The 26112-nt window shown below is 67.8% G+C and carries 24 protein-coding genes; 10 read left to right on the top strand and 14 right to left on the bottom strand.

From position 1 onward, the window contains the following. The 4 genes from CTA01S_RS11440 to gntR form a co-directional block, all read right to left on the bottom strand. On the bottom strand, positions 1-753 hold the full coding sequence (locus tag CTA01S_RS11440; protein WP_062195683.1) for a cache domain-containing protein: 753 nt from the start codon (positions 751-753) through the stop codon (positions 1-3). A 209-nt stretch (positions 754-962) separates the two neighbouring features. Further along, positions 963-3002 carry an NADPH-dependent 2,4-dienoyl-CoA reductase gene (locus CTA01S_RS11435; RefSeq protein WP_019560999.1) on the bottom strand — a complete coding sequence of 680 codons (2040 nt, stop codon included), beginning with the start codon at positions 3000-3002 and terminating at the stop codon, positions 963-965. Between the two features lie 180 nt (positions 3003-3182). Beyond that, the gene (locus CTA01S_RS11430) at positions 3183-4820 is read right to left on the bottom strand and encodes a GGDEF domain-containing protein (protein ID WP_062195681.1); all 1638 of its coding nucleotides are present in this window, start codon (positions 4818-4820) and stop codon (positions 3183-3185) included. A gap of 108 nt (positions 4821-4928) precedes the next feature. Further along, positions 4929-5954, bottom strand: coding sequence for an HTH-type transcriptional regulator GntR (gntR, locus tag CTA01S_RS11425; RefSeq protein ID WP_026330203.1), 1026 nt, complete (start codon positions 5952-5954; stop codon positions 4929-4931). 205 nt (positions 5955-6159) lie between these two features. Between gntR and CTA01S_RS11420 the strand changes: the two genes are divergently transcribed. From CTA01S_RS11420 to CTA01S_RS11400, 5 genes are all read left to right on the top strand, one after another. Beyond that, complete coding sequence (locus tag CTA01S_RS11420) at positions 6160-6648, top strand: gluconokinase (protein ID WP_026330202.1); 489 nt, start codon at positions 6160-6162, stop codon at positions 6646-6648. Continuing rightward, positions 6645-7178, top strand: coding sequence for a TRAP transporter small permease (locus tag CTA01S_RS11415; protein WP_019560995.1), 534 nt, complete (start codon positions 6645-6647; stop codon positions 7176-7178). The genes CTA01S_RS11420 and CTA01S_RS11415 overlap by 4 nt, the downstream gene beginning before the upstream one ends. Positions 7179-7194: 16 nt before the next feature. Then, the gene (locus CTA01S_RS11410) at positions 7195-8475 is read left to right on the top strand and encodes a TRAP transporter large permease (RefSeq protein ID WP_062195679.1); all 1281 of its coding nucleotides are present in this window, start codon (positions 7195-7197) and stop codon (positions 8473-8475) included. Positions 8476-8539: 64 nt separating this feature from the next. Next, entirely contained in the window at positions 8540-9550 is a 1011-nt protein-coding gene (locus tag CTA01S_RS11405) for a TRAP transporter substrate-binding protein (RefSeq protein ID WP_019560993.1), read from the top strand. Between the two features lie 128 nt (positions 9551-9678). Then, entirely contained in the window at positions 9679-10302 is a 624-nt protein-coding gene (locus CTA01S_RS11400) for a DUF502 domain-containing protein (RefSeq protein ID WP_019560992.1), read from the top strand. Between the two features lie 485 nt (positions 10303-10787). Here CTA01S_RS11400 and CTA01S_RS11395 read toward each other — a convergent pair whose 3' ends face one another. Further along, a complete protein-coding gene (locus CTA01S_RS11395; protein WP_019560990.1) occupies positions 10788-11933 on the bottom strand; it encodes a response regulator in 1146 nt (381 codons plus the stop codon). 230 nt (positions 11934-12163) lie between these two features. On the opposite strand from CTA01S_RS11395, the gene CTA01S_RS11390 reads away from it, so the two are divergent. The 3 genes from CTA01S_RS11390 to gloA all read left to right on the top strand — a co-directional run bounded on the left by CTA01S_RS11390 (position 12164) and on the right by gloA (position 15185). Further along, complete coding sequence (locus CTA01S_RS11390) at positions 12164-13822, top strand: methyl-accepting chemotaxis protein (protein ID WP_062195677.1); 1659 nt, start codon at positions 12164-12166, stop codon at positions 13820-13822. A gap of 76 nt (positions 13823-13898) precedes the next feature. After that, positions 13899-14720, top strand: a complete 822-nt coding sequence (locus tag CTA01S_RS11385; protein WP_062195675.1) for an SDR family NAD(P)-dependent oxidoreductase — start codon at positions 13899-13901, stop codon at positions 14718-14720. Positions 14721-14789: 69 nt separating this feature from the next. Beyond that, a complete protein-coding gene (gloA, locus tag CTA01S_RS11380) occupies positions 14790-15185 on the top strand; it encodes a lactoylglutathione lyase (RefSeq protein ID WP_084362407.1) in 396 nt (131 codons plus the stop codon). A gap of 3 nt (positions 15186-15188) precedes the next feature. Here gloA and eda read toward each other — a convergent pair whose 3' ends face one another. Further along, positions 15189-15824: a bifunctional 4-hydroxy-2-oxoglutarate aldolase/2-dehydro-3-deoxy-phosphogluconate aldolase gene (gene eda, locus CTA01S_RS11375; protein ID WP_062195713.1), complete on the bottom strand. Its 636-nt coding sequence runs from the start codon at positions 15822-15824 to the stop codon at positions 15189-15191. Positions 15825-15829: 5 nt separating this feature from the next. Next, positions 15830-17641 (bottom strand): phosphogluconate dehydratase, encoded by a 1812-nt coding sequence (gene edd, locus CTA01S_RS11370; RefSeq protein WP_062195670.1) that lies wholly within the window; start codon positions 17639-17641, stop codon positions 15830-15832. 238 nt (positions 17642-17879) lie between these two features. Here edd and CTA01S_RS11365 point away from each other — a divergent pair, with 238 nt between their 5' ends. Continuing rightward, entirely contained in the window at positions 17880-18512 is a 633-nt protein-coding gene (locus CTA01S_RS11365; RefSeq protein WP_062195668.1) for a gamma-glutamylcyclotransferase, read from the top strand. A gap of 13 nt (positions 18513-18525) precedes the next feature. On the opposite strand, the gene CTA01S_RS11360 is transcribed toward CTA01S_RS11365, so the two are convergent. Beyond that, positions 18526-19170 carry a nucleotidyltransferase family protein gene (locus CTA01S_RS11360; RefSeq protein WP_062195665.1) on the bottom strand — a complete coding sequence of 215 codons (645 nt, stop codon included), beginning with the start codon at positions 19168-19170 and terminating at the stop codon, positions 18526-18528. A 184-nt stretch (positions 19171-19354) separates the two neighbouring features. On the opposite strand from CTA01S_RS11360, the gene pdxH reads away from it, so the two are divergent. Beyond that, complete coding sequence (pdxH, locus tag CTA01S_RS11355; RefSeq protein ID WP_019560982.1) at positions 19355-19996, top strand: pyridoxamine 5'-phosphate oxidase; 642 nt, start codon at positions 19355-19357, stop codon at positions 19994-19996. Positions 19997-20003: 7 nt separating this feature from the next. On the opposite strand, the gene CTA01S_RS11350 is transcribed toward pdxH, so the two are convergent. From CTA01S_RS11350 to msrA, 6 genes are all read right to left on the bottom strand, one after another. Next, positions 20004-22700: a hybrid sensor histidine kinase/response regulator gene (locus CTA01S_RS11350; RefSeq protein WP_062195662.1), complete on the bottom strand. Its 2697-nt coding sequence runs from the start codon at positions 22698-22700 to the stop codon at positions 20004-20006. Between the two features lie 75 nt (positions 22701-22775). After that, on the bottom strand, positions 22776-23297 hold the full coding sequence (locus CTA01S_RS11345; protein WP_062195660.1) for a DUF3299 domain-containing protein: 522 nt from the start codon (positions 23295-23297) through the stop codon (positions 22776-22778). A 9-nt stretch (positions 23298-23306) separates the two neighbouring features. Further along, positions 23307-23567: a hypothetical protein gene (locus CTA01S_RS11340; RefSeq protein ID WP_062195659.1), complete on the bottom strand. Its 261-nt coding sequence runs from the start codon at positions 23565-23567 to the stop codon at positions 23307-23309. 100 nt (positions 23568-23667) lie between these two features. Then, on the bottom strand, positions 23668-24873 hold the full coding sequence (locus CTA01S_RS11335; RefSeq protein ID WP_062195658.1) for an ABC transporter permease: 1206 nt from the start codon (positions 24871-24873) through the stop codon (positions 23668-23670). Further along, a complete protein-coding gene (locus tag CTA01S_RS11330; protein ID WP_062195656.1) occupies positions 24870-25511 on the bottom strand; it encodes an ABC transporter ATP-binding protein in 642 nt (213 codons plus the stop codon). The genes CTA01S_RS11335 and CTA01S_RS11330 overlap by 4 nt, the downstream gene beginning before the upstream one ends. Further along, positions 25508-26050 carry a peptide-methionine (S)-S-oxide reductase MsrA gene (gene msrA / locus CTA01S_RS11325; RefSeq protein ID WP_019560976.1) on the bottom strand — a complete coding sequence of 181 codons (543 nt, stop codon included), beginning with the start codon at positions 26048-26050 and terminating at the stop codon, positions 25508-25510. The genes CTA01S_RS11330 and msrA overlap by 4 nt, the downstream gene beginning before the upstream one ends. Positions 26051-26112: the final 62 nt, after the last annotated feature.

Genomic DNA, 26112 nt, shown 5'->3' with positions numbered 1-26112 from the left:
CTAGCGCAGCAAGCGATAGGGTGATCCCGGTGCTGGCAAGACGCGTGGATCGACGGGCACGGGCCGCTGGCGCATGGCTTGCGGCCCGAGGATCACCTGCCCCTGTGCATCGACGATGAGCACCTCCAGCCGATGCCGGTTTTCATAGGGACGCAAGACATCGACGGCCACCTCTTGCGCCCAGCGCCACCCCAGGTGCGCCGCCAGGACACCGCGCAGACGCCGCTGCGCATCGTGCACCGGCGTGGCCACATCGACGAATCTCAAGGTCTCGCCCCCGTGGGGCTGGAGCAGCCGCTGCAACACCACCGCCGGATGCACATCCCCAAACCACAGCCCCTGGCGCCCTTGCATGAACACGGGCCGATGCGCCAACAGGCTGCCTTCGAGCAACCCGCCGGTGGCCGCCAGCACGCGGCCTTCCGCATCGAGCCAGCCGATCCACGCGTAGCTGGGCACATGATGCTGGAGCAATTCGAGCTGATGGCGCACCTCATTGGGTGCACTGTCAGGTTGCTGCGCACGGATGGAGGCCAGCAGCTGCACCTCCGCCCCCCGCGCGGCCATCTCTCGCGAGAGCCGTTCGGCCACGGCCATCGCCACGCTGGCCACTTCCCGCCCGGCCTCCTGCACGATGCGCTCGCTGGTCAGATGAACCTGGGCCCAAGCCACCACCAGGGTCACGCCGATGCTGCCGAACGCGGGCAAAGCAGCCACCTTCCATCGAAACGGCACCGCGCGAAGGTGCAGCATGGCGGCTTCTCCAGGACTGCGCTTCCACCTGCGAAGGAGTCTAGGGGCGTGCCCCGCGCCAGCGTTCATCGCCCCGCTCCCGCCCCCCACGTTCCGGGGCTCGGGTTTGCCCTCATCCGCCCATGGCCACGCCGGCCCCAGCGCGCAGGCCGGCCCGCCGCGACCTGCCCGCCCCGGGTGAGCACGCCCTCGATGGCCCGGCCCACCGGTCACAAGCTCGCCGCCAAGCGGGTGCCTTGGTCGATGGCGCGTTTGGCATCGAGCTCGGCCGCTTCGTCCGCCCCACCGATCAAATGCACGCGGACCCCGGCATTGCGCAAGGGCTCGGCCAGATCGCGCAACGGCTCTTGACCCGCACACAGCACGATGTGATCCACCTCCAGCCAGGTCGGGTTTTCGCGCGCGGGACCATGGCTGATGAGCAGACCGCGGTCGTCGATGCGTTCGTAATGGACGCCCCCCATCATGCGCACGCCCTTGTGCTTGAGCGTGGTGCGGTGGATCCAGCCCGTGGTCTTGCCCAGGCGTTCGCCCAGCTTGCCGCTGCGGCGCTGCAACAGCGTCACTTGGCGGGCCGGCGGTGACACACGAGGCGAGACCCCCTCGACCCCGCCGCGCGCCTGTGCCGGGTCGCCCACACCCCATTCGGCCAGCCATTCCTGCAGATGCAGCGTGGGCGAATGGCCGTCATGCACCAAGAACTCGGCCACGTCGAAGCCAATGCCACCGGCACCGACGATGGCCACGCGCCGACCCACCGCAGCACGATGGCGCAGCACGTCGATGTAGCTGAGCACCTTGGGATGGTCCTGCCCCGGGATGCGCGGATCGCGCGGGCGTACCCCGGTGGCCAGCACCACCTCGTCATAGCCGGCCTGCACCAACGCATCGGCCTGCACCGCCGTGTTCAAGTGCAGGCGCACGCCGGTGAGTTCGAGGCGGCGACGGAAGTAGCGCAGCATCTCGTGAAACTCCTCTTTGCCCGGCACGACCTTGGCCATGTTGAGCTGGCCGCCGATTTCGCCGGCCGCCTCGAACAAGTCCACCTCATGCCCCCGCTCGGCCAACGTGGTGGCCGCCGACAAGCCGGCCGGGCCGGCCCCCACGACCGCCACGCGCTTGCGCACGGATGCTGCGCGGATCACGAGCTCGGTCTCACGGCAGGCGCGCGGGTTCACCAAGCAGGAGCTCAGCTTGTTGACGAAGACATGATCCAAACAAGCCTGGTTGCAGGCGATACAGGTGTTGATCTCGTCGGCGCGGCCTTCGCGCGCTTTTTTCACGAACTCGGGATCGGCCAGCAGCGGCCGCGCCATCGACACCATGTCGGCGCAGCCCTCGGCCAGGATCTGCTCGGCGACTTCCGGTGTGTTGATGCGGTTGGTGGCCACCAACGGCACCTTCACCGCGCCGCGCAGCTTCTTCGTCACCCAGGCAAATGCACCACGCGGCACGCTGGTGGCAATGGTCGGAATGCGGGCCTCGTGCCAACCGATGCCGGTGTTGATGAGGGTGGCGCCTGCGCGTTCGACCGCCTGGGCCAAGCGCACCACCTCGTCCCAGGTGCTGCCACCGGGCACCAGGTCCAGCATCGACAACCGGTAGATCAGGATGAAGTCTGGCCCCACGGCCTCGCGGCAGCGCTGCACGATCTCCACCGCCAGGCGCATGCGGTTCTCGTAGGAGCCGCCCCATTCATCATCACGATGGTTGGTGGCAGCGGCGAGGAACTGATTGATGAAGTAGCCCTCGCTGCCCATGATTTCCACGCCGTCATAGCCCGCCTCGCGGGCTAGCACGGTGCAGCGCACGAAGGCACGGATCTGGCGTTCGATGCCGCGCGCACTGAGCTCGCGCGGCGTGAAAGGCGAAATGGGCGACTTCAGCGGCGAGGGCGCCACCGCCAGAGGGTGGTAGGCGTAGCGGCCGGTGTGCAGGATCTGCAGCGCGATCTTGCCGCCTTCGGCATGCACGGTCTGAGTGACCACCCGATGTCGCCTGGCCGCCCCGTGGGTGGCCAGGCGGCCGGCGAAGGGCTTGGCCCAGCCTTCGATATTGGGCGCAAAGCCACCGGTGACGATCAGCCCGACCTCGCCACGCGCCCGCTCGGCGAAATAGGCGGCCAGCTTGTCCAGCCGCCGGCCATCTTCCAGGCCCGTGTGCATGGAACCCATCAGCACGCGGTTGCGCAACGTGGTAAAGCCCAGATCCAGGGGCTGAAGAAGATGCGGGTAGGCAACGAGGCTCAAGGCGGGCTCTCCGTCGTTCGAAGTCTCACACGGGAGCCAAATTATCGAACGATCGTTCGAAAATTGAGCCGGTATCGACTGCGCGTTTTCCCGAGTCTTGGCTGCGGCCGCGCATCGGGGCGGCCTGCGGGAGTGCGCCGCCGGGCCACGCGCAAGGTGCTCGGTGGCCGCTGCCGTGGCTCAGAGGCGCCGGCGTGCGGCCTTGGCGCCGTACATGGCCTCGTCAGCGCGGTGCACGAGCTGGGCGATGGTATCGCCTGGGCGGGCCTGGGCCACGCCCACGCTGATGCTCACACGCAGGCCAGGCGAGAGGCTGTCCCAATCGTGATCGACCACGGCGGCCTCGATGCGCTCACAGGCCTGGCGAGCCACACGCTCGTCCGAGTCCCAAAAAGCGACGACGAACTCGTCGCCGGCCAAACGCGCCGGCAAATCGTTCTCGCGCACATGGCTGCACAAGATGCGCGCAATGGTGCACAACACCTGATCACCCACGCGGTGCGAGTGCCGGTCGTTGACCTGCTTGAAGTCATTCACATCGATCAGCGCAATCGACAACGGCCGGCCTGCCAAGGCCCGGCTGCGCAGGCGCTCGGCCGTGCGCCATTCGAAATGCCGCCGGTTGGCAATGCCGGTGAGCGCATCTTCGAGCGAGAGCCGCTCGAGCTGCTCGGACGATGCTTCGAGCTGCTGCAAGGTCTGCTCGCGCTCGCGCAGCTCGAGTTGCCACCTCACCACGCGTGCGCGGCTCTCCAGGCTCTCGGCGCGGATGAGCTCTTCGCGCCGTCGCAGCAGCTTGAGGTCTTCCAACGCCCCGCGTTCGTCGCCTTGGCATTCGTGCAACTGCGCCAGCAGCAACTGCCCCACGCAAGCCAGTTCCTCGTGCTCCACCCGGATGGCCGCATCCACCATCAGCGCGGCGCACTGCACGGCTGGCCCCAATCGGCCGCGGTCCCAAGCCCATTCGCATTCCACCCACAGCTCCAGGGCCTGCAGCCAGGCGCTGGCCGACGGCTCGCGCGACCACCGCCGGGCTTCGGACAACTCTCGCTGCGCCAGCGTGGCCTCCCCTCGCCAACATGCCGCAAGCCCGCCCAGTGTGGCCAGCAGCGCACGGTGCATGCTCAGCAGCCCGGGCTGAATGCCCTCGGCCCCGGTCACGTGAGCCAGCTGCACGCAACGCGCCAGCAGGGCTTCGAAACACGCACGATCGGGCAATTCGCCTTTGAAGAAACGCTCGCCGACCAGACGCAGTGCCTCTGCATGCGCCCGTTGCAGCAGGATCTGCAGCGTGGGTTCCGGAGGGTCGCACTGCGCAGCCACCTGTTCGGCCCGATCGAAGGCTTCGGCCGCGGCCTCGAAACTGCGGCTCCAGGCATACGCCTGGGCCAAGGCGTGGTGAGCCAGCACGGCCGACGCCGAAGACGGCATGGGGTCCATCAGACGCACGGCCAACAGCGCCGCCTCGACCGCTTCTTCATGGTGCCCCAGACAGCTGGCCGCCCCAGCGAGCGTGACCAGCGCATCCACCTCCCCCGGGGTGTCGCCCAGCAGTTGGAACAACTGCGCGGCACGCCGGCTGCTGGCCTGCGCGCGCCGGAAGCGGGACGTGAGCCAGTCGCAATACGCCAGGCAGGCCAACGCGCGCGCCTCGCTGGGCCGATGCAGACAGGCTTGCGCACCGGCCAGCGCCCGTTGCGCCAACGAGCGGGCGCGATCCGGCTGGCCGGTTTCCAACGCGCGACGGGCCCGCGCCAACACATCGTCCAGCTCCCCGGGCGATGGAGGTGCGGAATCGGTCTTTTCGGTTTCGGACATCGAACCGCAATCGGCGGCGCGGCACGCGCCGCACCTCCCCTTGGGCCGACGCGTCGTACCGCATAGAAGTGACAAACCGTGTAGTGTCCTTGAAAACCGAGCGAAGACTCAAGTACTTTGCCGCACCACCACCTCATAGCCCAGACGGACACACGGCTGGGCAGGCCGCTGGCCGCCCATGAGCTGCAACAACATGCGCGCGCCTTCGGTGCCCACCTCGCAGCGCGGCGTGCGCACGGTGGTCAATGGCGGCAGCATTTGATCGCTACCGGCCAGATCGTTGAAGCCGGCCACGGCTAGCTGTTGCGGCACCTTCAGCCCCAGGCGCTGTGCCGCCAACAAGCCGCCTTGGGCCAAGTCGTCATTGTTGAAGAACACCGCCTGCGTGTCCGGCCGCAGGCGCAGCAACTGCTCCAACAGCTGCGCCCCCAGGGCGATGGACGACCGTTGCGGACTGAGCAGCTCCAGCGAAGGGTCGTAGCATTGCGCCTGCCGCAAAGCACGGCGATAGCCCTCGGCGCGCTGCATCGTGCGCGGGTCGAGCTGGGCGGCGATGAACGCGATGCGCCGATGGCCGCGCGACAACAAGTGGCGCGTCAGATCCGCCCCGGCCTCGGTCTGTGAGAAGCCCACGCAATACACGCCTGGCGCCTCGGTGGTTTCCATCAAGTGCACACAAGGCACGCCGCTGGCGGCGATCAAGCGCCGAGCCGCCTCGGTGCGATCGAAGCCGGTGACCAACAGGCCGGCAGGCCGATGCGCCAGGTAGCTGCGCAGCAATTGCTCCTCCTCCTGCGCGTCGTAGTGGGTCACGCCGATCATCGGCTGGTATCCGGCAGGAAACAGCACCCGATGCACCGCCTCCAGCACATCGACGAACAGGGCATTGGACAGCATGGGCACCAGCACCGGCACCTGCGTGCCACGCTGCGAGGCCAAGGCCCGCGCCGCCGGATCGGGCACATAGCCCAGGCGATCGACGGCGGCGCGTACCCGCTGCACCAATTCCGGGGCGACCCCCCGCTCGCCACGCAGAGCCCTGGAGGCGGTGATCGGGCTGACCTGCGCCTCGCGGGCCACGTCTTGCAAGGTGACACGACCGCTGGAGCGGCGTTTGCGGGAGGAGGAATCCAAGGGTTAACCCTAGGTAACGCGATGAAAACTTGGTCTAGGATAGCGCTACCAAGCACCCTGCACAACCCCTCGATCCCGTCATTCACCCTCCCCTGGCCTTCTCCTACGTGATTTGGCCGCACAGCCTGCCGATCCGATGCATCGATCTTTGTTGGACAGCGCTACCAATCCGCCTTCGGCCCCGACGGCCACCGCCCTGGTGGTGATGGGTGTGGCCGGCTGCGGCAAATCCAGCCTGGGCCGCGCCTGCGCCGAGGCTTTGAATTGGCCTTTGCTGGAAGGCGACGATTACCACTCGCCCGAAAGCGTGGCCAAGATGAAAGCTGGCATTGCCTTGACCGATGCCGACCGCCAAGGATGGCTGACGCGGCTGGGGCAGTTGCTGGCCGAGCGGCCCGATGGCGTGGTGCTGACGTGTTCGGCGCTCAGACAGCGCTACCGGGATCGGCTGCGTGCCGCCCGGCCCGGTGTGCATTTCGCCTATCTCGAACTGGACGAGCCCACCGCCCGGCAGCGCGTGGCCGCCCGTGCGGGGCATTTTTTCTCGCCCAGCCTGGTGGCCAGCCAGTTCGCCACGCTGGAATCCCCGGTGGGAGAGCCGGGCGTGCTGCGTCTGGACGCCACCTTGCCCTTGGAGCGCTTGCGCGAACAAGTGCTCGCTTGGTTGCATCAACCCTCGGAGACTGCCGCATGAAGCCTGCCGTCCCCACCCCGGAGTTGCCACCGCCCCCACGGGCCGCGCTGCTACTGCGCCGCTTGGCCGAAGCTGCCATGGCCCTGAGCTTGGCCGGCATGGTGCTGGCCGTCTTCGTCAATGTGGTGCTGCGCTATGCCTTCGACACCGGGCTGGCGATCTCGGAGGAGCTGTCGCGCTTGCTGTTCGTCTGGCTGGTGTGCATCGGCGCGGTGCTGGCCATGGCCGAAGGCAAGCACCTGGGCTTTGACATGGTGACCAGCCGCTTGCGCGGGCGCAGCGCGGCCGTGTGCCGCTGGCTGACCCGCGCGCTCATCGCAGTGGCGCTGTACTACCTCATCACGGGTTCGTGGCAGCAAGTCCTGGCGGGGATGGACTCGCGCAGCCCGGTGATGAACTACCCGCTGGCCCTGGGGGCCGCCGGCACGCTGGTGATGGGCGTGGCCATGGCCGTGTTGTTGCTGGCCGAATCCCTGGCCGCGCTGCGCCGTGGCGAGCCCGCCAGCTCAGGCGCCTCGCATCTGGACTGAGAACCCAAGCCGCCCCATGACGATCGCTCTGTTTCTTTGCGTGCTGTTTGCCGCCATGACGGTGGGCGTGCCCATCGCGTTTGCGCTGATGCTCACCGCCCTGGCGCTGATGGTGCAGCTGGACTTCTTCGATGCGCAGCTGCTCGCACAGAACGTGCAAGCCGGCTTCGACAGCTTCCCGCTGCTGGCCGTGCCCTTCTTCATTCTGGCTGGCGAGCTGATGAATGCCGGGGGACTGAGCCGGCGCATCATCGAGCTGGCGCGCGTCTTCGTGGGCCATATCCAAGGTGGCCTGGGCTATGTGGCCATTGCCGCCGCGCTGATGTTGGCCTCGATGAGCGGCTCGGCCATCGCCGACACCGCCGCACTGGCCACCCTGCTGTTGCCGATGATGCGCAAACAGCATTACCCCGATGGGTCCAGCGCCGGCTTGATCGCCTCGGGCGGCATCATCGCGCCGATCATCCCGCCGTCGATGCCCATGGTGATCTACGGCGTGACCACCAATACCTCCATCAGCAAGCTCTTCCTGGCTGGCATCGTGCCAGGCGTGTTGATGGCCGCGGCCCTGGTGCTGGTGTGGCGGCGCATCGCCGGCCGCACCGCGCTGCCGGTGGCCGAGAAAGCGTCGTGGAGCCAGCGCTGGCATGCCCTGGCCGGCAGCGTGTGGGCCTTGATGCTGCCGGTCATCATCATCGGCGGCTTGCGTTTTGGGCTGTTCACGCCCACCGAAGCCGCGGTGGTGGCCGCCGTCTACGCGCTGCTGGTGGCCACCGTGGTCTACCGCGAGTTGCGCCCGGCTGCGTTGTACCAGGTGTTCGTCTCGGCCGCCAAAACCACCGGCGTGGTGATGTTCCTGTGCGGCGCGGCCACCGCAGCGTCCTACATGATCACATTGGCGGACCTGCCCGGCGAGTTGGCCCGCAGCTTCGGCCCGCTGCTGGAGCACCGCATCCTGTTCATGTTGGTGGTGGCCGTCTTCCTGCTGGCCGTGGGCATGGTGATGGATCTGACGCCCACGATCCTGATCCTGGGCCCGGTGTTGGCGCCCTTGGCCGCCCGTGCCGGCCTGGACCCGGTGTACTTCGGCTTCATCTTCATCTTCATCGGCGGGCTGGGCCTGCTGACGCCTCCGGTGGGCACGGTGCTCAACGTGGTGGCTGGTGTGGGCCGGTTGCGCATGGAGCCCGTCGTGCGCGGCGTGCTGCCCTTCCTGGCGGTGTATGTGGCCCTGCTGCTGTTGATGATCCTGTTTCCTCCGATCGTGCTGGCGCCGCTGCGCTGGCTCGGCGGATGAGTGTGTTCCGCTGGCAACTCAGGTTGCCTTTCCCGCCCTTTGCCACTGAAGAAGGAGACTTCGCATGAAACTGAAACTCGCCATCGCCGCCCTGGGTGTGGCCCTGCTGGCCGCCGGCCAGGCTTGGGCGCAGGACATCAAGCCACGCATGATCCGCTTCGGCTACGGCCTCAATGAAGAATCGAACCAGGGTCGGGCAGTCAAGCTCTTTGCCCAAGAGGTGGAAAAGCTCTCCGGCGGCAAGATGCGCGTGCGCGCCATCGGAGCGGCCGCCTTGGGCTCGGACGTGCAGATGCAGCAAGCGCTCATCGGGGGCGCGCAGGAAATGATGGTGGGCTCCACCGCCACCCTGGTGGGCATCACGAAGGAAATGGCCATCTGGGACACGCCCTTCCTGTTCAACAACAGCGCCGAGGCCGATGCCGTGCTCGATGGCCCGGTGGGCAAAAAAGTGATGGACAAGCTGCAGGAAAAGGGCTTGGTCGGCTTGGTGTACTGGGAAAACGGTTTTCGCAACCTCACCAACAACAAGCAGCCGGTCACCAAGCTGGAGGACCTGCAAGGCATCAAGCTGCGCGTGATGCAAAACAACGTCTTCCTCGACAGCTTCAAGAGCCTGGGGGCCAACGCCATTCCGCTGCCCTTCTCGGAACTGTTCACCGCGCTGGAAACCCGTGCGGTCGATGGTCAGGAGAACCCGTACAACACCATCCTGTCCAGCAAGTTCTATGAGGTGCAGAAGTACCTGACCATCACCAACCATGTCTACAGCCCCTGGATCGTGCTGGTGAGCAAGAAATGGTGGGACACGCTCAGCCCGGCCGAGCGCAAGGTGCTGCAAGAGGCGGCCATCAAGAGCCGTGACTTCGAGCGCAAGGACACCCGCGAGGAAGCCGCCCGTGCCTTGGCCGAGCTCAAGGCCAAGGGCATGCAGGTCAATGAGTTGTCGCCGGCCGAAGCCAACCGCATGCGTGAAAAGCTGACGGCCGTGCACGCCAGCATCGCCGAGCAAGTCGGCCGCGACCTGTGGGCCGAGACCCAGGCCGCGCTGACCAAGCTGCGCGGCGGCAAGTAAGTCCCCACCGGCCTTCGCGCACGACGCCCGCGGCCTCGGCCCGCGGGCGTCGTCTTTGGGGCGCCTCCAGCAGCTGCCAACGCTCGCTGCTATTCTGCGCAAGTCGTGGTTGTGCCCTTCATTGCGTGATGAACCCCTTGATCAAGCGTTGGACCCAGTACTTCGTGCGGGGTCTGCTGGCCATCTTGCCCCTGGCCCTGACCATCTATGTGCTCTATGTCTTCCTGGCCTGGACGGACAGCATGGCCCGTTGGCTGGTATCTCCGCTGTTCGGTGACACCTACATCCCCGGTCTGGGGCTGCTGCTGGCCGTGGTGGTCATCGGCGCCCTGGGCCTCGTGATTTCGCTGCCGGCGGTGCGCAGCCTGGCCTCGTTGATCGAGTTCCCGTTCACCAACCTGCCGGTGGTCAAAAGCATCTACAGCTCGCTCAAGAGCTTTGCCGACTACTTTGCGCCCCAGCACAACCAAGCCGCCCAGCAGGTGGTGGTGCTGCGTTTTCCAGGCGGTGGGCTCGAAATCATTGGCTTGATCACGCGCAACAGCCTGGACGGTCTGCCCGAAGGCGTCAGCAAAGACGACCGGGTGGCCGTCTATCTGCCCATGGGCTACATGATCGGCGGCTACACCGTGTTCGTGCCACGGGCCTGGATCACGCCGATCGCGATGACGGTGGAAGAAGCGATGCGCTCGGCCTTGATCGCCTGGATGGCCCGCACCGGCCAGCCTCCGGCGCCACCGACACCGCGCTGACCCGACGCTCGCCTGCCGGTTGCCCCCCGTGCGCGCCCACCGCCTGTTGCGACGAAGCGCCGCTGGCTCCTGGGCGGTGCTGCTAGCCGCCAGCCCACGGAGTGCGTGGGCCCAAGACACCGACTCCGATTCCCGGCACAGGCAGGCGCTGGGCCCCCATCGTCGTGACCGGCGCGCTGCAACGTGTGCCCGGGTGCTGGCCCTGTCCCAGTGGCTCGCGCCGCTAGGCTCGCCACGGCGCGATGCCGGGCTTGAACGTGGAGGGACACCCTGGCTGGCATGTCCATGCCAGCACAGGGCGTGGGATGGAAAGCCTCCTGGCAGGCCGGCTGGTCGGTGCGCTGGGAAAGCCTGCTGTCGCTGACCTGGCGGCCAATGAACAGTTCTTCGAACCGGCGGCCAGCCGCCGCTTCAGTGTCGGCCTGGGTCTGGGCAGGTCGTGGCGCTGAAGAGGTTTGCCGGCGCGCGCGCGCGTGCGAACCGGCTCAAGCCGGCACGTCCTTGGATGCGGAGTCCGCAGGACCGGACGCATGGCCGGCCTCGTCGATCCAGCGCTGCATCTCCTGGGCATCGTCGGCGTAGCGGGCGGCCACCTCCCGAATCGCCTCGTGCTCGCGCTCGAACGCTTCCACCAGCAACGGGTCGAAATGCGTGCCCCGGCAGCCGCCGATCACGGCCACGGCCGTGTCATGCGGCAAGGCTTCTTTGTAGCTGCGCACGCTGATCAACGCGTCATACACCGTGGCCAGCGCCACGATGCGGCCGGACAGCGGAATCGCTTCACCGGCCAAGCCCTGGGGATAGCCAGACCCATCCCAGCGCTCCTGGTGCGTCAAGGCGATCTCCTGCGCCATGCTCAGCAAGGGGCAGGGTTCGTCGAGCTGCGCCTGCGCGCGGGCCAGGGCGGCATGGCCGCGCAGCGTATGGGTTTTGACGATGGCGAATTCCTCCGGGGTCAGACGACCAGGCTTGCGCAGCAAATGCACCGGAATTTCCAACTTGCCCAAGTCATGCAAGGCCGAGGCCCGCGCCATCAGGTCCAGTCGCTCATCGTCCAGCTCCGCCCATCGGCCACTGAGGCGGCGCCAGCCCTGTCCGAGCACCCGCACATAGCCTTGCATGCGCAGCCGATGTCGGGCGGTTTCATGGTCGCGCCGCTCGGCCAGCAGCGCCAGCGTCCACAGCAACGCATCACGCTCCAACGCGACGGTGTGGACGCGCTGGCGCAATGCGTCCTCGAAATGCTGCTGTCCTTGCCGCAGCAGCACCGACACCTGGTGCAATTGCGCATAGGGTTTCAGTCGGGCGCGCAGCCGTGCCTGCGACCACGGCGGCGTCAATACATCGCTCACCCCCAAGCGCAGCCACGATTGCAGCGTCTGCTCCTCCACCGGCTCGGCCATGACCAACACCGGCGCAGCTCGGCACACCGGATCGGCCCGCAGCACTTGCATCCTCGACGCCAGCTTGGACGGCTGATGCAGCGCATCGATCAAGATCATGGCCGGGGCCGTGTCCTCATCCCAGGTCTGCACGACACAAAACTCCGGCGCCAACCATTGCGCCAGCTCCGCCCAGTCCTTGCCCTCGCGGCCCACCACGAGCACGCGGGCCGGCCATGCGTCGTTCATACTTTTTTCCCTCAGTTCGGCGGATGCTGCGTGCGTCCTGCCCCCCTGACAAGGCGCCCCCCTCCAAACGGGGGGAGGCCCCGGCGACGGCGCATGACACGGCCGCCGGTGCGCATTCCTTCACGCGGCCAGCTTGATCGACATCAATCCCCCCCTCTCAAGGGGGGTGTGCCCCCGGGGTGCCGCGGCCGATACAGCGGCATCGTCCCGTTTCGCCTCAGGGAGGCCCCATGCGCGTCAACTTGCCTGTCCATGATCGCGAATACCCCATTGCCCCGGGGGAAACGCTCGTCTCCACCACCGATCTACAAGGCCGCATCCTGTATTGCAACCCGGCCTTCATCGAAGTCAGCGGCTACACCCGGGAAGAGCTTTTGGGCCAGCCGCACAACCTGATCCGCCACCCGGACATGCCCGAAGAAGCCTTCCGCGACTTGTGGGCCACCATCCAGAGCGGCCTGCCCTGGCGGGCCATGGTCAAGAACCGCCGCAAGGACGGCTCGTACTACTGGGTGATGGCCAACGTCACCCCGCTGATGGAGGCCGGCCGCCCGGTGGGCTACATGTCGGTACGCACCGTACCGACGCGCGAGCAGGTGCGCCAGGCCGAGGCGCTGTACGCCCAGATGCGGGCCGAAGCTGCCGCCGGACGGCGTGTGCATGTCTTGCATCGCGGCCAGCTGTTGCGCAACAGCTGGACCGGCCGGCTGGCGCAATGGACGCAGCTGGGCTTGACGGCCAAGGTCTGCGCGGTCTCGGCCGCCGCCGTGGCTGCCGCGTACCTATTGGGAACACAGGCCGCATCGTCGGGCTGGGCCGGTGAGGGTGCGATGCAAGCGCTCACCGGCACGGCCTTGGCCGCCGCCTTGGCCCTGCTGATGCGCCAGTATTTGCGTCGCCTGCTGATCCTGCCGATGAACGAGATGCTCACGGTGGCCAACCGCATGGCCGCTGGCGACCTCACCCAGCGCATCGACGTGCACCGGCACGACCTGATCGGCCACTTCGCTCAGGCGATGAACCAGCTCAATGTCAACCTGATGTCCATCGTGCGCGATGCCCGGCGCGAGGTCGAGCGCATCCAGGCCGCCGCCGCCGAAATCGCCGCCGGCAGCCAAGACTTGTCGGCGCGCACCGAATCACAGGCCAGCAGCCTGCAAGAGACGGCCTCGTCGATGGAAGAAATCACCGGCACGGTGCGCAACAGCGCCCAGTCGGCGGCTCAGGCCGCCGAACTGGCCAGCGAAGCCGGCCGCGTCACCGAGCGCAGCAGCCAAGCGGTCAATCAAGTCACCCTCACGATGCAGGCCATCAGCCAGTCCTCACATCGCATCGCCGAGATCATCCAAGTGATCGATGGCATCTCGTTCCAAACCAATATCCTGGCGCTCAATGCCGCCGTGGAGGCCGCACGCGCCGGCGAGCAGGGCCGCGGCTTCGCGGTGGTGGCCGGCGAGGTACGCGCCCTGGCCCAGCGCACCACGGCCGCGGCCAAAGAGATCAAGCAGCTCATCGAGGAATCCGCCCAGCGCGTGGGCAACGGCGAGCAGCAGGTGCAGGCCGCGCGATCGACCATGGACGAGGCCTTGCAGGCCGTCGAGAAGGTGCGCAGCCTGATCGCCGACATCAGCACCGGCGCGCAGGAACAACTCAGCGGCATCTCCCAAATCAATGAAGCCGTGGCCCAGATGGACGGCATCACACAGCAAAACGCCGCGATGGTCGAGCAGCTGTCCTCGGCGGCGGCCCAGCTCAAGCATCAAGCGCAAGTGGTGGCCAGTGCCGTGGGGGTGTTCCGTCTGGACGGCGGCGACCGCGCCGCCCTCCCCGATGCGGTGAGCCTGCGCAAGCAAATGAAACGCTTGCGAGCCACCGCTCAACCCGCCTGAGGGCCCACTACACTGTATGCACCGCCCTGGCGCGCCCCGACTGCGCCAGGGCTGGCCTGCATTCAGGAGACCTCACATGCCTGGACCGAACAAGGACGCCCCAATACGCTTCGGGCTGCAAGATCGCGTGGTCGTCATCACGGGCGCGGCTCGTGGCATCGGCCTGGCCTGCGCCGAACGTCTGGCCGACGAAGGCGCTCAGCTGGTCTTGCTCGACATCGACGACGACGCCGGCCACGCCGTGCAGCAGCGGCTGTGCACCCAAAACGCCGCCGCGTTCTATCAGCACTGCGACGTCGGCGACAAAGCGCAGGTCGACGCGGCCGTGGCCGCCGCGGTGCAGCGCTTCGGGCGCATCGACGTGTTGGTCAACAATGCGGGCATCTTCCGGGCGGCGGATTTTCTGGACATCACCGAGGCCGATTTCGACGCGGTGCTGCGCGTCAATCTCAAAGGCGCCTTCCTGATGGGACAGGCCTGTGCGCGCCAGATGGTGCGTCAAGGCCATGGCGGCGCCATCATCCACATGAGCTCGGTCAATGGCGTGATGGCCATCCCCAGCATCGCCAGCTATAACGTCAGCAAAGGCGGCATCGACCAGCTCACCCGGGTCATGGCCCTGGCCTTGGCCGACCATGGCATCCGCGTCAATGCCGTGGCGCCCGGAACCATCGCCACCGAGCTGGCGCGCCAGGCCGTGCTCGGCAGCGAAGAGGCTCGCCAGCGCATCCTCAGTCGCACGCCGATGAAGCGCCTGGGCGAGCCGCGCGAAGTGGCCGATGCCGTGCTGTACCTCGCCAGCGAAGCGGCCAGCTACATCACGGGCGAGATCCTGTATGTCGATGGTGGACGCCGAGCCCTGAACTACACCGTGGCCGTCCCACCATCGGCGCCGTGAAGCCAGACGCCGCTCAGGGAAAACGATCTGCTGGCACACTGCGGTGTGCAACGACGACATCGACCCCCCATGAGAATCCTGCACACCATGCTGCGCGTGGGCAACCTGCAGCGCTCCATCGACTTCTACACGAACGTGCTGGGCATGCAGTTGCTGCGCACCACCGATCGACCCGAACAGCAGTACTCGCTGGCCTTCGTCGGCTACGGCAGCAATCCCGAGCATGCCGAAATCGAGCTCACCTACAACTACGGCGTCGAGCAATACGAACTGGGCACGGCCTACGGCCACATCGCCATCGGCGTGCCCGATGTGTATGCCGCGTGCGAGAAAATCCGCGCCTCCGGCGGCCAGATCACGCGCGAACCCGGCCCGGTCAAAGGCGGCAGCACCGTCATCGCCTTCGTGACCGACCCCGATGGCTACAAGATCGAACTGATCGAGCGCAAAACCGAGGCCGCCTGAGCCTCAGGCTGCTGCCCGCAGCGCCGCGGCCTCGCGCGCCAGCTGCGTGATGCGTGCCCAATCACCGGCGCGGATCGCCTCCGGCGGCGTCAGCCAAGAGCCGCCGCACACCTTCACATTGGGCAGCGCCAGGAACTGCGGTGCCGTCTGCGGCGTGATGCCGCCCGTGGGGCAGAACACCACGTCGTGAAAGGGGCTGGCCCAAGCCTTCAGCAAGGGCACGCCGCCAGCGGCCGTGGCCGGGAAGAACTTCAAGAAAGACCAGCCATCGGCATGGGCGGCCATCACCTCGCTGCTGGTGGCCACCCCTGGCAGCAGCGGCAAGCCGGCGTCGCGGCAGGCCTGGCCGATCTCGTGCAAATAGCCCGGGCTGACGGCAAAGCGGGCACCGGCCTGCACCGCGGCCCGCACCTCTTGCGGCCGGCGCACCGTGCCCACCCCGACGATGGCTTCGGGCACCTCGCGCGCGATGGCCTGCACACATGGCAGCGCCACCGGGGTGCGCAGCGTCACCTCCAACACCTTCACCCCGCCGTCGACCAACGCGCGCGCCAGCGGCACGGCATCCTCGACGCGGTCGAGCACGATCACGGGAATGACGGGGCCATGGTCGGCCAACTCCAAAGGATCGATCATCATGATGTTCACAACCAAGTACAGGCGCCCTCTTCGGCGCTCAAGACATTGCGCCGCATGCCGGCAAACAATTCACGGCCGAGGCCGCGGCCATGGGAATGACGCTGCTCGGCCGTGGGCTGCGCGTTCTCACGCGCGGTCCACTCGGTCTCGTCCACCAACGCATCGAGCGTGCCGGCCACGGCATCCACACGGATCACGTCACCATCGCGCACCTTGCCCAGCGGCCCGCCGGCCAGCACCTCGGGACTCACATGGATGGCCGCCGGCACCTTGCCCGAGGCACCGCTCATGCGCCCATCGGTCACCAGCGCCACCTTGAAGCCCTTGCCTTGCAGCACGGCCAACGGCGGGGTCAGCTTGTGCAACTCCGGCATGCCATTGGCCCGCGGGCCCTGGAAGCGCACCACCACGACCACATCGCGTTCCAGCTCGCCGCGATTGAAAGCCGCCAGCATGTCCTCCTGGCTGTCGAACACACGCGCCGGGGCCTCCACCACATGCCGATCCTCGGGCACGGCCGAGGTCTTGATCACCGCACGCCCCAGGTTGCCACGCAGCAGCTTCAGGCCGCCAGTGGGGCTGAAGGGGCGCTCGGCACGGCGCAGCACCGTGTCGTCGCCGCTGTCGCGCGGCAGGTCTTGCCAAGTCAGGCCGGCAGGGCCTCGCACCGGCACGCGGGCATAGGCGGCCAGCCCCCCCTCGGCCACGGTCACCACATCGGCATGCAAACAGCCCTGCTCGATCAGCTCGCGGATCACGAAACCCGGGCCACCCGCGGCCTGGAATTGGTTCACGTCCGCGCTCCCATTGGGGTACACCCGCGCCAACAGCGGCACTTCGGCAGACAGGTCGGAAAAATCGTTCCAGTCGATCAACAGGCCGGCCGCACGTGCCACCGCCACCCAATGGATGAGGTGATTGGTGGAGCCGCCGGTGGCCAGCAGCGCCACCATCGCATTGACGATGACACGCTCATCGACCAAGCGCCCGATGGCGCGTTGCGGCTGGCCCACGCAGCGCAGCGCCGTGCGCACCGCCTCGCGGGTGAGCTCCTCGCGCAGCTCGGCCTGCGGATGGATGAAGGCCGCCCCCGGCACATGCAGCCCCATCGCCTCCAGCAGCATCTGGTTGCTGTTGGCCGTGCCGTAAAAAGTGCAGGTGCCCGGTCCGTGGTAAGCGGCCGATTCGGCCGCCAACAGCGCCTCGCGACCCACCAGGCCTTGCGCGAATTGCTCGCGCACCTTGGCCTTCTCGCTGTTGGACAGCCCCGAGCTCATCGGTCCAGCCGGCACGAACACACAGGGCAAATGGCCAAAGTGCAGCGCACCGATCAGCAAGCCGGGCACGATCTTGTCGCACACCCCCAGCAGCAATGCGGCATCGAACACATCATGCGACAGCGCCACGGCCGTGCCCATGGCAATCGTGTCGCGCGAAAACAAGCTCAGCTCCATGCCCGGCTGGCCTTGGGTGACGCCATCGCACATGGCCGGCACGCCACCGGCGACCTGCACCGTGGCGCCCCGACGGCGCGCTTCATCACGGATGACGGCCGGAAAGCCCTCATAGGGCTGATGTGCCGACAGCATGTCGTTGTAGGCCGTCACGATGCCAAGGTGCGGCGCCCGCTCGGCCACGACCCGCAACTTGTCCGACGCCGGCAACGCCGCAAAGGCATGCGCCACATTGGCACACCCCATGCGGTCGGCCCCGCGGGGCCGACGGGCCATGTCCTCGACGAGCTGGAGATAGGCGCGTCGCGTGGCCGCACTGCGCTCGGCAATGCGCTGAGTCACTTCTCGAATGACGGATTTCATCGCAGGGTGGGCACGCCCGAGGCGTGCGGTTGTAACCAATACCTCAATTCTTAGGTAACTTGGTTACAACGTCAAATCAAGACGCCCGCCCGCCCCTGCGTCGGGGTGGACTTGTGTCACGGCGGCGATGTTCGCCCGGCCGTGGCCCGTCTCCCACGGTGCCTCCAATCGAAACCCACGAACTTGCAGTACAACTGAGGACCAGACCCTGCATCCTCAGCCGCTGCTCGACGCGCCCATGCGCCCTCCCTTGGACCACTTCTCCGACCTCGGCCACGTGCCCATCCTGCGCGACCCCCAGGTCCTGCTGGAGCACACGCTGGCGCAATGGCCCTCCGCAGCCGACCTGTGGGTGTTCGGCTACGCCTCGCTGATCTGGAACCCGGAGATCGAGCACGATCTGCGCCTGCCGGCCCGGGTGCACGGCTATCACCGGCGGCTGAGCATGTGGTCGCGCATCAACCGGGGCACGCCCTTGGAGCCCGGCTTGGTGTTCGCGCTGATGCCCGGCGGGGCGTGCCGAGGCGTGGTGTTTCGTGTGCCACGCGCCATCGCGCGGCGCGAGCTGGACAAGCTGTGGCAACGCGAGATGCCCACCGGGGTCTACGACCCGCGCTGGCTACCGTGCCGCACGGCCCAAGGCACGGTGCGCGCCCTGGCGTTCACGCTCAGCCGAGACAGCCCCAATTACACCGGCACGCTGGACGAGGCCCGCCTGGTGCACATCTTGCGCCACGCCCGCGGTCGCTATGGCTCGACGCTGGACTACGTGGTGCGCACGCAGCGTTGCCTGCAAGAGCAAGGCATCCACGACCGCGCACTGGCCGGGCTGCTGGCCTTGGCCCGCCGTCACGGCTTGCTGGACGACTGACGCGGCGCAGCGCTCAAGGCGGCTGCCGTTCCCGGTGGGCCGCCGGCACCGCGCCCGACGGCGGCAGGCGGGCCTGCACCGACAGCAAATCGGCTCGGGTGTCGATGTCCACCAGCACCCCGGGGTCGTCGACCTCCACCGCCGCAGCCGGATAACGCGCCAGGATGCGGCGGGCGCCCTGGTCCCCGTCCAAGACGGCGAGCTCCGAATACAGCTCCGCAGCAAAGCCCACCGGATGGCCCCGCTGCCCCTGAAATTGCGCATACGCCACCGGATGGGCACTGAGCGCCATGGCCACCGCCCTCAAGGTGGACGGACGCACCAAGGGCATGTCGCCAGGCATCACCAACCAGCCGGAGGCATCGCCGCGCGCGCGCACGCCGGCGGCAATCGAATAGCCCATGCCCAGGTGCTCCCCAGCCCCGTCCGAGCCCGCGGGGACCACGACGACGTCTTGCGTGGCGACCCAGCCCTTGACCATGTCTCGCAAGCCGCTGGTGGTCACCACCACCAGCCGCAGACGGCTGGCCAGCACTTGTTGCAAGGTGGCTCCCAGCACCGTGGTGGAGCCCAGCGCCTGCGTGAGCTTGTGCCCCGCGCCCTCGAAGCGCGAGCCTGCCCCGGCGGCCAGGACGATGACCACGGGCGAAGACGACATCAGATTCCTCCTGGTTGAGATGATGCACGGGCGCAGCGGCCGGATGCTCTCCTATGGAAGCCCAGTTGGAGCGCCGGCGCCACTGGGGACAGCCCGGTTGGGGACAAGCCCTAGGGAGCGACCCGCTTGGGGTTGGCTCCGATGGTCGGCGCGCCGCGCGCGGGCGGTGCCTATACTGCCGACCATGGACAAACGTCTGGCCGATCTGCGCAAGAGCTATGAACGCGCCGAGCTCGATGAACGGCATGCCGACCCCGATCCGCTGCGCCAGTTTCGCCGCTGGCTCGACGAGGCCCTGGCCGCGCAACTGCCCGAACCCAATGCGATGACGCTGGCCACCGTCGGCGCCGACGGCCGGCCTTCCACCCGCATCGTGCTGATCAAGGGCTGCGACGAGCGCGGCATCGTCTGGTTCACCAACTATCGCAGCCGCAAGGGCCGCGAGCTGGAGGTGCATCCCTACGCGGCCTTGCAATTCCATTGGGTCGAGCTCGAACGCGTGGTGCGCATCGAAGGTCGGGTCGAGAAAGTGTCCGAGGCCGAATCGGACGAATACTTCCGCTCGCGCCCGCTGGACTCGCGCATCGGGGCCTGGGCCTCGCCTCAAAGCGAGGTGATCCCCTCGCGCGCCGTGCTGATGGCCAATGCCGCACGCTATGCGGCGCAATTCGCCCTGGACCCTCCGCGGCCGCCGCATTGGGGCGGCTATCGCCTGGTGCCGGATCGCTGGGAATTCTGGCAGGGCCGCAAATCCCGTCTGCACGATCGGCTGCGCTACCGCCTGGACGAGCACGGCCAGTGGGTGCGCGAGCGACTGGCGCCTTGAGGCATGCTCACCCTGCCGCAGACGCGCCGTCCGCGCGCGCCTGGAGCAGGCGATCGATGGCCGCCAGAAAGCGCGCCACCTCGATGGGCTTGGTCCAGTACTCGGCAAAACCGGCGGCCAAGGCCCGCTGGACATCCTCGGGCATGGCGTTGGCCGACAGCGCAATGCAGGGCACGGCCGCAGTACGCGGGTCGGCACGCAGACGGCGCAGCACCTCGTGGCCATCCATGTCCGGCAGGTGCATGTCCACCAGCACCACATCGGGCCGCACGGCGTGGACCAAGGCCAGGCCGCCGGCCCCATCCCCGGCGACGCTGCAGCGAACCGCCGGTCGCAGCGCCAAGATCTCGCGCACCAGCGTGACATTGACGTCGTTGTCCTCGATATAGACCAGTTCGAGCCCGGGCGGCGCCGGCCCGTGCGCGGCTTGCGGCGACACCGCAGGCGCAGCCACCAGCGCGGGCGCGGCCGGGTCGGCCTCGGCCGGCTCGGCCCTGGGCAACCACACCTGGAACTCGCTGCCCTGGCCCAAGCGGCTGCGCACCTCGATGCGTCCGCCCATGTGGGCCACGAGCTGGCGAGCGATCGACAACCCGATGCCCGTGCCTTCGATGCCCTCACGCTCCATGCCCAGGCGATTGAAGGGCTCGAACAAGCCCCGCACCTGGTCCTCGCTCATGCCCCGGCCGGTATCACGCACGACCAGGACGCACTCCTGCGCCGTTTCGTGCGCGGCCACGTCCACCCGCCCACCTGCGCGGTTGTACTTGATCGCATTGGACACCAGATTCATCAACACCTGGCGCAGTCGCTGCGGGTCGGCCAGCACCCAGCCGGCCAGGGAGCCCATGCGCAGCTCGATGCCCTGCGCCCGGGCCATCGGCGCCACCAGGCCCAGGGCATCGGCCAGCACGGCGCGCGCCTCCAGGGGCTGCAGATGCAAGGTCACCGCGCCAGCCTCGATGCGCGCCAGGTCCAACATGTCCTCGATGAGGGTCAGCAAATGCCGACCCGCGGCCTCGATGTGGTGGACCCGTTGCCGCTGGGCCGGGCTGAGCACTTGCGTCGTGTCGGCCAGCAAGATCTGCGTGAACCCCAACACGGCATTGAGGGGGGTGCGCAACTCGTGGCTCATGCGCGCCAGGAACTCCGACTTGGCCCGGCTCGCCTGCTCGGCCGCAGCCTTCTCGCGCCAAGCCTGCTCGGCGCGCTTGGCCTCGGTGATGTCCCAGTTGACCCCGAGCATGCGCACCGGCTGACCGCTGTCGTCGCGCACCACGTGTGCGCGCGTGGCCAGCCAATGCTCGCTGCCGTCAGGCCACCGGACACGGAACTCGAAGGCCGTGCGGTCCAGCAGGCCGGCGCGAACCTGCTCGTAACGCTCGGCCATCGCGGCCCGGTCTTCGGGATGCACGCAACTCATGCGCAACGCCTCCACCGGGCGCGGATCGTCCGGAGACAGGCCGCGCAACAAATACATCTGCGCATCCCAGTGACTGATGCCCCTGCGCAAATCGCGCTCCCAGGTGCCAACGCCAGCCTCGCGGGTGGCCAAGGCCGCACGCGCCTGCGCCTGTTGCAAGGCCAGTTCGGTATGGCGGCGTTCGGTGATGTCCATCGCCACCCCCAGCACGGCCACCACCTGCCCGGTCTCGTCACGCTGCGCCGTGCGGCGCGTCAGCAGCGTGCGATACACGCCCTGGCCGTCGAGACAGCGGGCCACGACATCGACCGCTTGGCGGCCCGCCAGCGCGCGACGCAGCCCCTCGGCCAAGGCCTCGCGGTCGTCCTCGTGCACACGGGCACGCACTTCATGCAAGGGCAGCACCCCCCGCCCCGGGAAACCGAGCATTGCCGCCGCCCGTTCATTGACATGCAGCTCGTCGGTGGCCAGGTCATGCGCCCAAAGGATCAACTGGCCCAGCTCCACCGCCAGCTCGAATTGCGTGCTGAGCTTGCGCACTTGCGCGCCCTGCTCGAAGCTCTCGGTGTCATCGACCAACACCCCCTGCACGCGCTGCGGCCGTCCCTGCGCATCGGCCACCACCTGCCACAGCGAATGCACCATGCGCATGCCACCGGCGCGTGGCACGAGGCGGAAGCGCACCTGATAGGCCCCAGGCGTGCGAATGCTTTCATGCCAGCTCTGCCGGACACGCTCGCGGTCGTCGGGATGGATCAACGCCCAGATCGTGTCCAGATCGGGCGCCCGGGCTTCGGGCAGCAGCCCAAAGAACCGGAACATGTGCTCATCCCAAAACGCCTGCTGGTCGTCCAGATGGCGCTCCCACACCGCCAAGCGCCCGAAGTCCTGCGTCATCGCCAAGCGCTGCGCCAGCCCAGGCGTCCTGTCGTGATCGGTCTGCGGCGAGGCGGGCGCCACCGACAAGCGCCCCAACCAGGCGCCCACCCCGGTCGGCCCGCGCCAGCGACGCAGCTGCAGCCAGCTCCCACCGAGCCTCACCGGCGGCGGCTCCTGCGTATCCTGCGACGACATGCGGGCCTGCACCACGGCCCTGACCTCGTGGTCTCCCTGCGCCTGGCGCTGGGTCCAAGCCTGCCAGGCCGCATTGCCATAGACGATGCGGCCCAGATCATCGGCCATGAACAACGGCTCGGAAGCCAGGTCCATCAAGGCCCGCGCAGCCGCCTCGATGAACGAAGGATCGAAAGGGAGAGCGCCGGCTGGCGAAGGGCAGGACATGTGAGCCTGAAGGGCAGTATCTGCCCAGTGTAGCGAGTTCACGCCCCCGCTTGGGCGCCCCCGGCAGGGACGCGCTCAGCGCGCCGGCTGCGCGTCGGTCAGACGGTAGAACAATCCGTAGGGGTCGTTGTCCAGCACGGACAGCCGCCCTTGGACCACCACCGGATCCACGCTGTAACGCACCGGCGTCTTGGCCCGCACCTCGACCAGCCCTTCCGGGCCGGCGGGAATGCAAAACGAGCACGTCGTGGGCACGGCCGACAACAAAAAGTGGTACTGACGCTCGCTGGCGTCCAACGGCATCATGAAACCCTGCACCTTGACGATCTGCTGGTCCAGCGCCTTCACGTCGGCCGGGAAGATCGGCCGCAGCCGCTGGCGTTCGGCCCGGGTCTGAACCGCGGCGAGCCGCTTCCAGGACAGCACCCCCTCGCGCTCTTGCAAAGGAGGAATCGGGCTGTCCGGGCTGTGGTAGCCCGGCCCGCTACCCAATGGCGCCGCCAACCCCGCCGCGCCTCGCGCTGGGGAAGGCTGTGCCCAACCCCCACGAGCCGCCAGAAGCAGCAAGCCAGCGACCACGCCGCGACGGTCGATCATGAGCCCGACTCAATGAACGTGGCGCATGCCACAGTACTTGCCGATGCCCAAGCCCTTGCAGGCCGCCTGCAGCTCTTTCAGGCAGGACTCCTCGCTCTTGCCAGACTCCAGACAACGTGCCGCGGCCTCATGGGCCGCGGCCATCGCGCGGTGGCGCTCGATGTCCTTCTTGACATGGTCCGACAGCGCTGGGGCCGTCTGGGCCCAGGCCAGGGCGCCCCCCAAAGTCAACGCCAAAGCCAGCAACAAAGACGGGAACCTGGATTTCATGCGACGACAGCCTCCACACATCATCAAAGACACGGCTCGTTTCATCGACCCGCCGCCGGCCCAAAGGTTCATCCGGTGCCACTGGGCCGGCCCGAGCCTCTCAGCGCGGCGCTTGCAACAGCCGCATGACGTCGAGCCGGTACGCCTGCCAAGCCGGCAAGGCCGCACAGCACACCGCCACGGCCAGAGCCCCGGCCACCACCGCCCACTCGGCGCTGAGCCACGTCCAGCCGCTCAACGCCACCGAGGGACGCTGCGCCAGGAGCCATCCCAACCACGCGGTCAGGCCATGACCCAGGGCCAAGCCCAACAGCAAGCCGCCTGCGGCCAGCCACAACGCCTGGGCCAGCACCACGGCGGCCACCCTGTGCGGCGGCGCCCCCAGCATGCGCAGCATGGCCAAATCGTAGGCCCGCTCCCGCACGGCATGGTACAGACCCATGAGCACCGACAGCGCCGCCACGGCCAGCAGCACCCACCCGAAGCCACGCACCACATCGACGCCCACGCCGACGATGCGCAACAAGCGGGCCGTCTCCTGGGCCGCAGATGCGGCCTGCAGCGCCGTCTCGGCATTGATCAGCCGCGGCAGGCTCACGGCCGCCAGCGGGCTGCGGTAACGCAGCAGCAGGAGCGTCACCTCTCGCTCGGCTTGCAGCTCGCGCCGATCGGCCTCGTCCAGCGCGGTCGCGGCCTCATGGACCTCCCAGACCGACTCGGTCGAGGTAAGGATCAGCCGGTCCAGCACCCGCCCACTGCGTTCGAGCACCCCCACCACGGTGTAGGGCGTCTCACCATGGGCTTCGCCCTCGCCGCCCAAACCATGCACGCCGACGAAGCGGTCGCCCACCCGCAGCCCCGTGCGTGCGGCCACATCGGCGCCCAGCACCGCCTCCAGCGTCTCGCGCCACACACGCCCCTGAGCGAACCTCGCACCGTAATGTGTCAGGTACGCAGGCTCGGTGCCCACGATGCGAAACCCCCGGTAGCTGTCGCCCAGCGACACCGGAATGACCGCCTCGACCAAGGGATGCGCGCGCCAGCGCTGCACCTCTTCGGCCGGGATGTTGCCCGTGGGCACGTCCAAATGGAACACACCGGCCAAAATGAGCTGCATCGGGCTGCCCTTGGCCCCCACCACCAGGTCGATGCCGGCCAAGTCGCGCTGCAGGCCTTTCTCGATCTGCTCGCTCACCAGCAACACCAAGGTGATGGAAGCCAAACTCAAACTCAGCAGGCCCAGATGCAGCAAGGTCGCCCAAGGGCGTGCCCACAGGTAGGTCCAGGACAGACGCGCAAGATTCACAGCCGCATCTCCACCGGATCGTCGGCCGCCAGCGCCTGCACGACCCGTGAGTCGTGGGTGGCGATGACCAGGGTCGCACCCCGTTCGCGGCTCAGCTCACGCAGCAGCGCCAGCACATCGGCGGCCGATGCATCGTCCAGGCTGGCGGTGGGCTCGTCGGCCAACAGCAGGCGGGGCTCGCACAGCAGCGCACGCGCCAAAGCCACCCGCTGCGCCTGCCCCACGCTGAGCTCATGCGGTCGGCGCCCGGCCAGATCGGCCACGCCCAAGCGCTGCAACACCTGCGGCACCCGCTGGGCCGCTTGATGCGCCCGCCCCCCGGCCCACAGGGCCAAGGCCAGATTGTCGGCCACGCTCAGGCTCTGGCTCAAATGCAGCCGCTGCGGCAACACACCCAGATGCGCGGCGCGCCAGGCATCGCGCTGGCGTGGGGTCAAGCGATGCAGCGGCACGCCATCGACCTCGATTTCGCCGCTCGTGGGGCTCGACAAGCCGGCCAGCAAGGCCAGCAAACTCGACTTGCCGGTGCCCGAGGCACCACGCAACAACAGCGTGCGCCCGGTGTCGAGCTGCATGTCGGCAAAGCGCAGCCACGGACCGCGCGGATACTGCACGCTCAGGTCGCGCCAGGCGATCATCCCTTGCGCACCTTGTGAGCAAAGCGTCGGCGGAACTCCTCCACCTTGGGCGCCACGACATGCACGCAATAGCCTTGCTCGGGATGCTTCAGGAAATAGTCCTGGTGATAGGCTTCGGCCGGCCAATAGTTGTCCACCGGGGCGACCTCGGTCACGATGGGATCCTTCCACACCCCCGCTGCGCTCAGCTCGGCGATCAGCGCACGCGCCACACGTTCCTGTTCGGCCGTGTGGAAATAAATGCCCGAGCGGTACTGGGGGCCCACGTCGTGGCCTTGCCGGTTCAGGGTCGTCGGATCGTGAATCGTGAAGAAAATTTCCAGAATCTCGCGCAAGCTGATGCGCTGCGGATCGAAGCGCACACGCACGACCTCGGCATGACCGGTTTGGCCCGAGCACACCTGCTCATAGCTGGGGCTGTGCCAGCTCCCATTCGAATAGCCCGACTCCACGTCGAGCACACCCTCGACACGGTCGAACACCGCCTCCAGACACCAGAAACAGCCGCCAGCCAGCGTGATTTCTTGCGCTTCGGACATCGCCAGACTCCAAAGCCGACAAGCTTAACGAAGTGCAGCGCCGATCCTGCCTTGGGGCGGCA

The organism is Caldimonas taiwanensis NBRC 104434 (assembly GCF_001592165.1).
Taxonomy (GTDB): domain Bacteria; phylum Pseudomonadota; class Gammaproteobacteria; order Burkholderiales; family Burkholderiaceae_C; genus Caldimonas; species Caldimonas manganoxidans.
This window is presented reverse-complemented; position numbering and strand designations above follow the sequence as displayed.

Coding starts and splice junctions, on each gene's coding strand:
- CTA01S_RS11440 (WP_062195683.1), bottom strand. CDS start 753: ATGCTGCACCTTCGCGCGGTGCCGTTTCGATGGAAGGTGGCTGCTTTG.
- CTA01S_RS11430 (WP_062195681.1), bottom strand. CDS start 4,820: ATGTCCGAAACCGAAAAGACCGATTCCGCACCTCCATCGCCCGGGGAG.
- CTA01S_RS11420 (WP_026330202.1), top strand. CDS start 6,160: ATGGGTGTGGCCGGCTGCGGCAAATCCAGCCTGGGCCGCGCCTGCGCC.
- CTA01S_RS11415 (WP_019560995.1), top strand. CDS start 6,645: ATGAAGCCTGCCGTCCCCACCCCGGAGTTGCCACCGCCCCCACGGGCC.
- CTA01S_RS11410 (WP_062195679.1), top strand. CDS start 7,195: ATGACGATCGCTCTGTTTCTTTGCGTGCTGTTTGCCGCCATGACGGTG.
- CTA01S_RS11405 (WP_019560993.1), top strand. CDS start 8,540: ATGAAACTGAAACTCGCCATCGCCGCCCTGGGTGTGGCCCTGCTGGCC.
- CTA01S_RS11400 (WP_019560992.1), top strand. CDS start 9,679: ATGAACCCCTTGATCAAGCGTTGGACCCAGTACTTCGTGCGGGGTCTG.
- CTA01S_RS11395 (WP_019560990.1), bottom strand. CDS start 11,933: ATGAACGACGCATGGCCGGCCCGCGTGCTCGTGGTGGGCCGCGAGGGC.
- CTA01S_RS11390 (WP_062195677.1), top strand. CDS start 12,164: ATGCGCGTCAACTTGCCTGTCCATGATCGCGAATACCCCATTGCCCCG.
- CTA01S_RS11385 (WP_062195675.1), top strand. CDS start 13,899: ATGCCTGGACCGAACAAGGACGCCCCAATACGCTTCGGGCTGCAAGAT.
- gloA (WP_084362407.1), top strand. CDS start 14,790: ATGAGAATCCTGCACACCATGCTGCGCGTGGGCAACCTGCAGCGCTCC.
- eda (WP_062195713.1), bottom strand. CDS start 15,824: ATGATGATCGATCCTTTGGAGTTGGCCGACCATGGCCCCGTCATTCCC.
- edd (WP_062195670.1), bottom strand. CDS start 17,641: ATGAAATCCGTCATTCGAGAAGTGACTCAGCGCATTGCCGAGCGCAGT.
- CTA01S_RS11365 (WP_062195668.1), top strand. CDS start 17,880: ATGCGCCCTCCCTTGGACCACTTCTCCGACCTCGGCCACGTGCCCATC.
- CTA01S_RS11360 (WP_062195665.1), bottom strand. CDS start 19,170: ATGTCGTCTTCGCCCGTGGTCATCGTCCTGGCCGCCGGGGCAGGCTCG.
- pdxH (WP_019560982.1), top strand. CDS start 19,355: ATGGACAAACGTCTGGCCGATCTGCGCAAGAGCTATGAACGCGCCGAG.
- CTA01S_RS11350 (WP_062195662.1), bottom strand. CDS start 22,700: ATGTCCTGCCCTTCGCCAGCCGGCGCTCTCCCTTTCGATCCTTCGTTC.
- CTA01S_RS11345 (WP_062195660.1), bottom strand. CDS start 23,297: ATGATCGACCGTCGCGGCGTGGTCGCTGGCTTGCTGCTTCTGGCGGCT.
- CTA01S_RS11340 (WP_062195659.1), bottom strand. CDS start 23,567: ATGAAATCCAGGTTCCCGTCTTTGTTGCTGGCTTTGGCGTTGACTTTG.
- CTA01S_RS11330 (WP_062195656.1), bottom strand. CDS start 25,511: ATGATCGCCTGGCGCGACCTGAGCGTGCAGTATCCGCGCGGTCCGTGG.
- msrA (WP_019560976.1), bottom strand. CDS start 26,050: ATGTCCGAAGCGCAAGAAATCACGCTGGCTGGCGGCTGTTTCTGGTGT.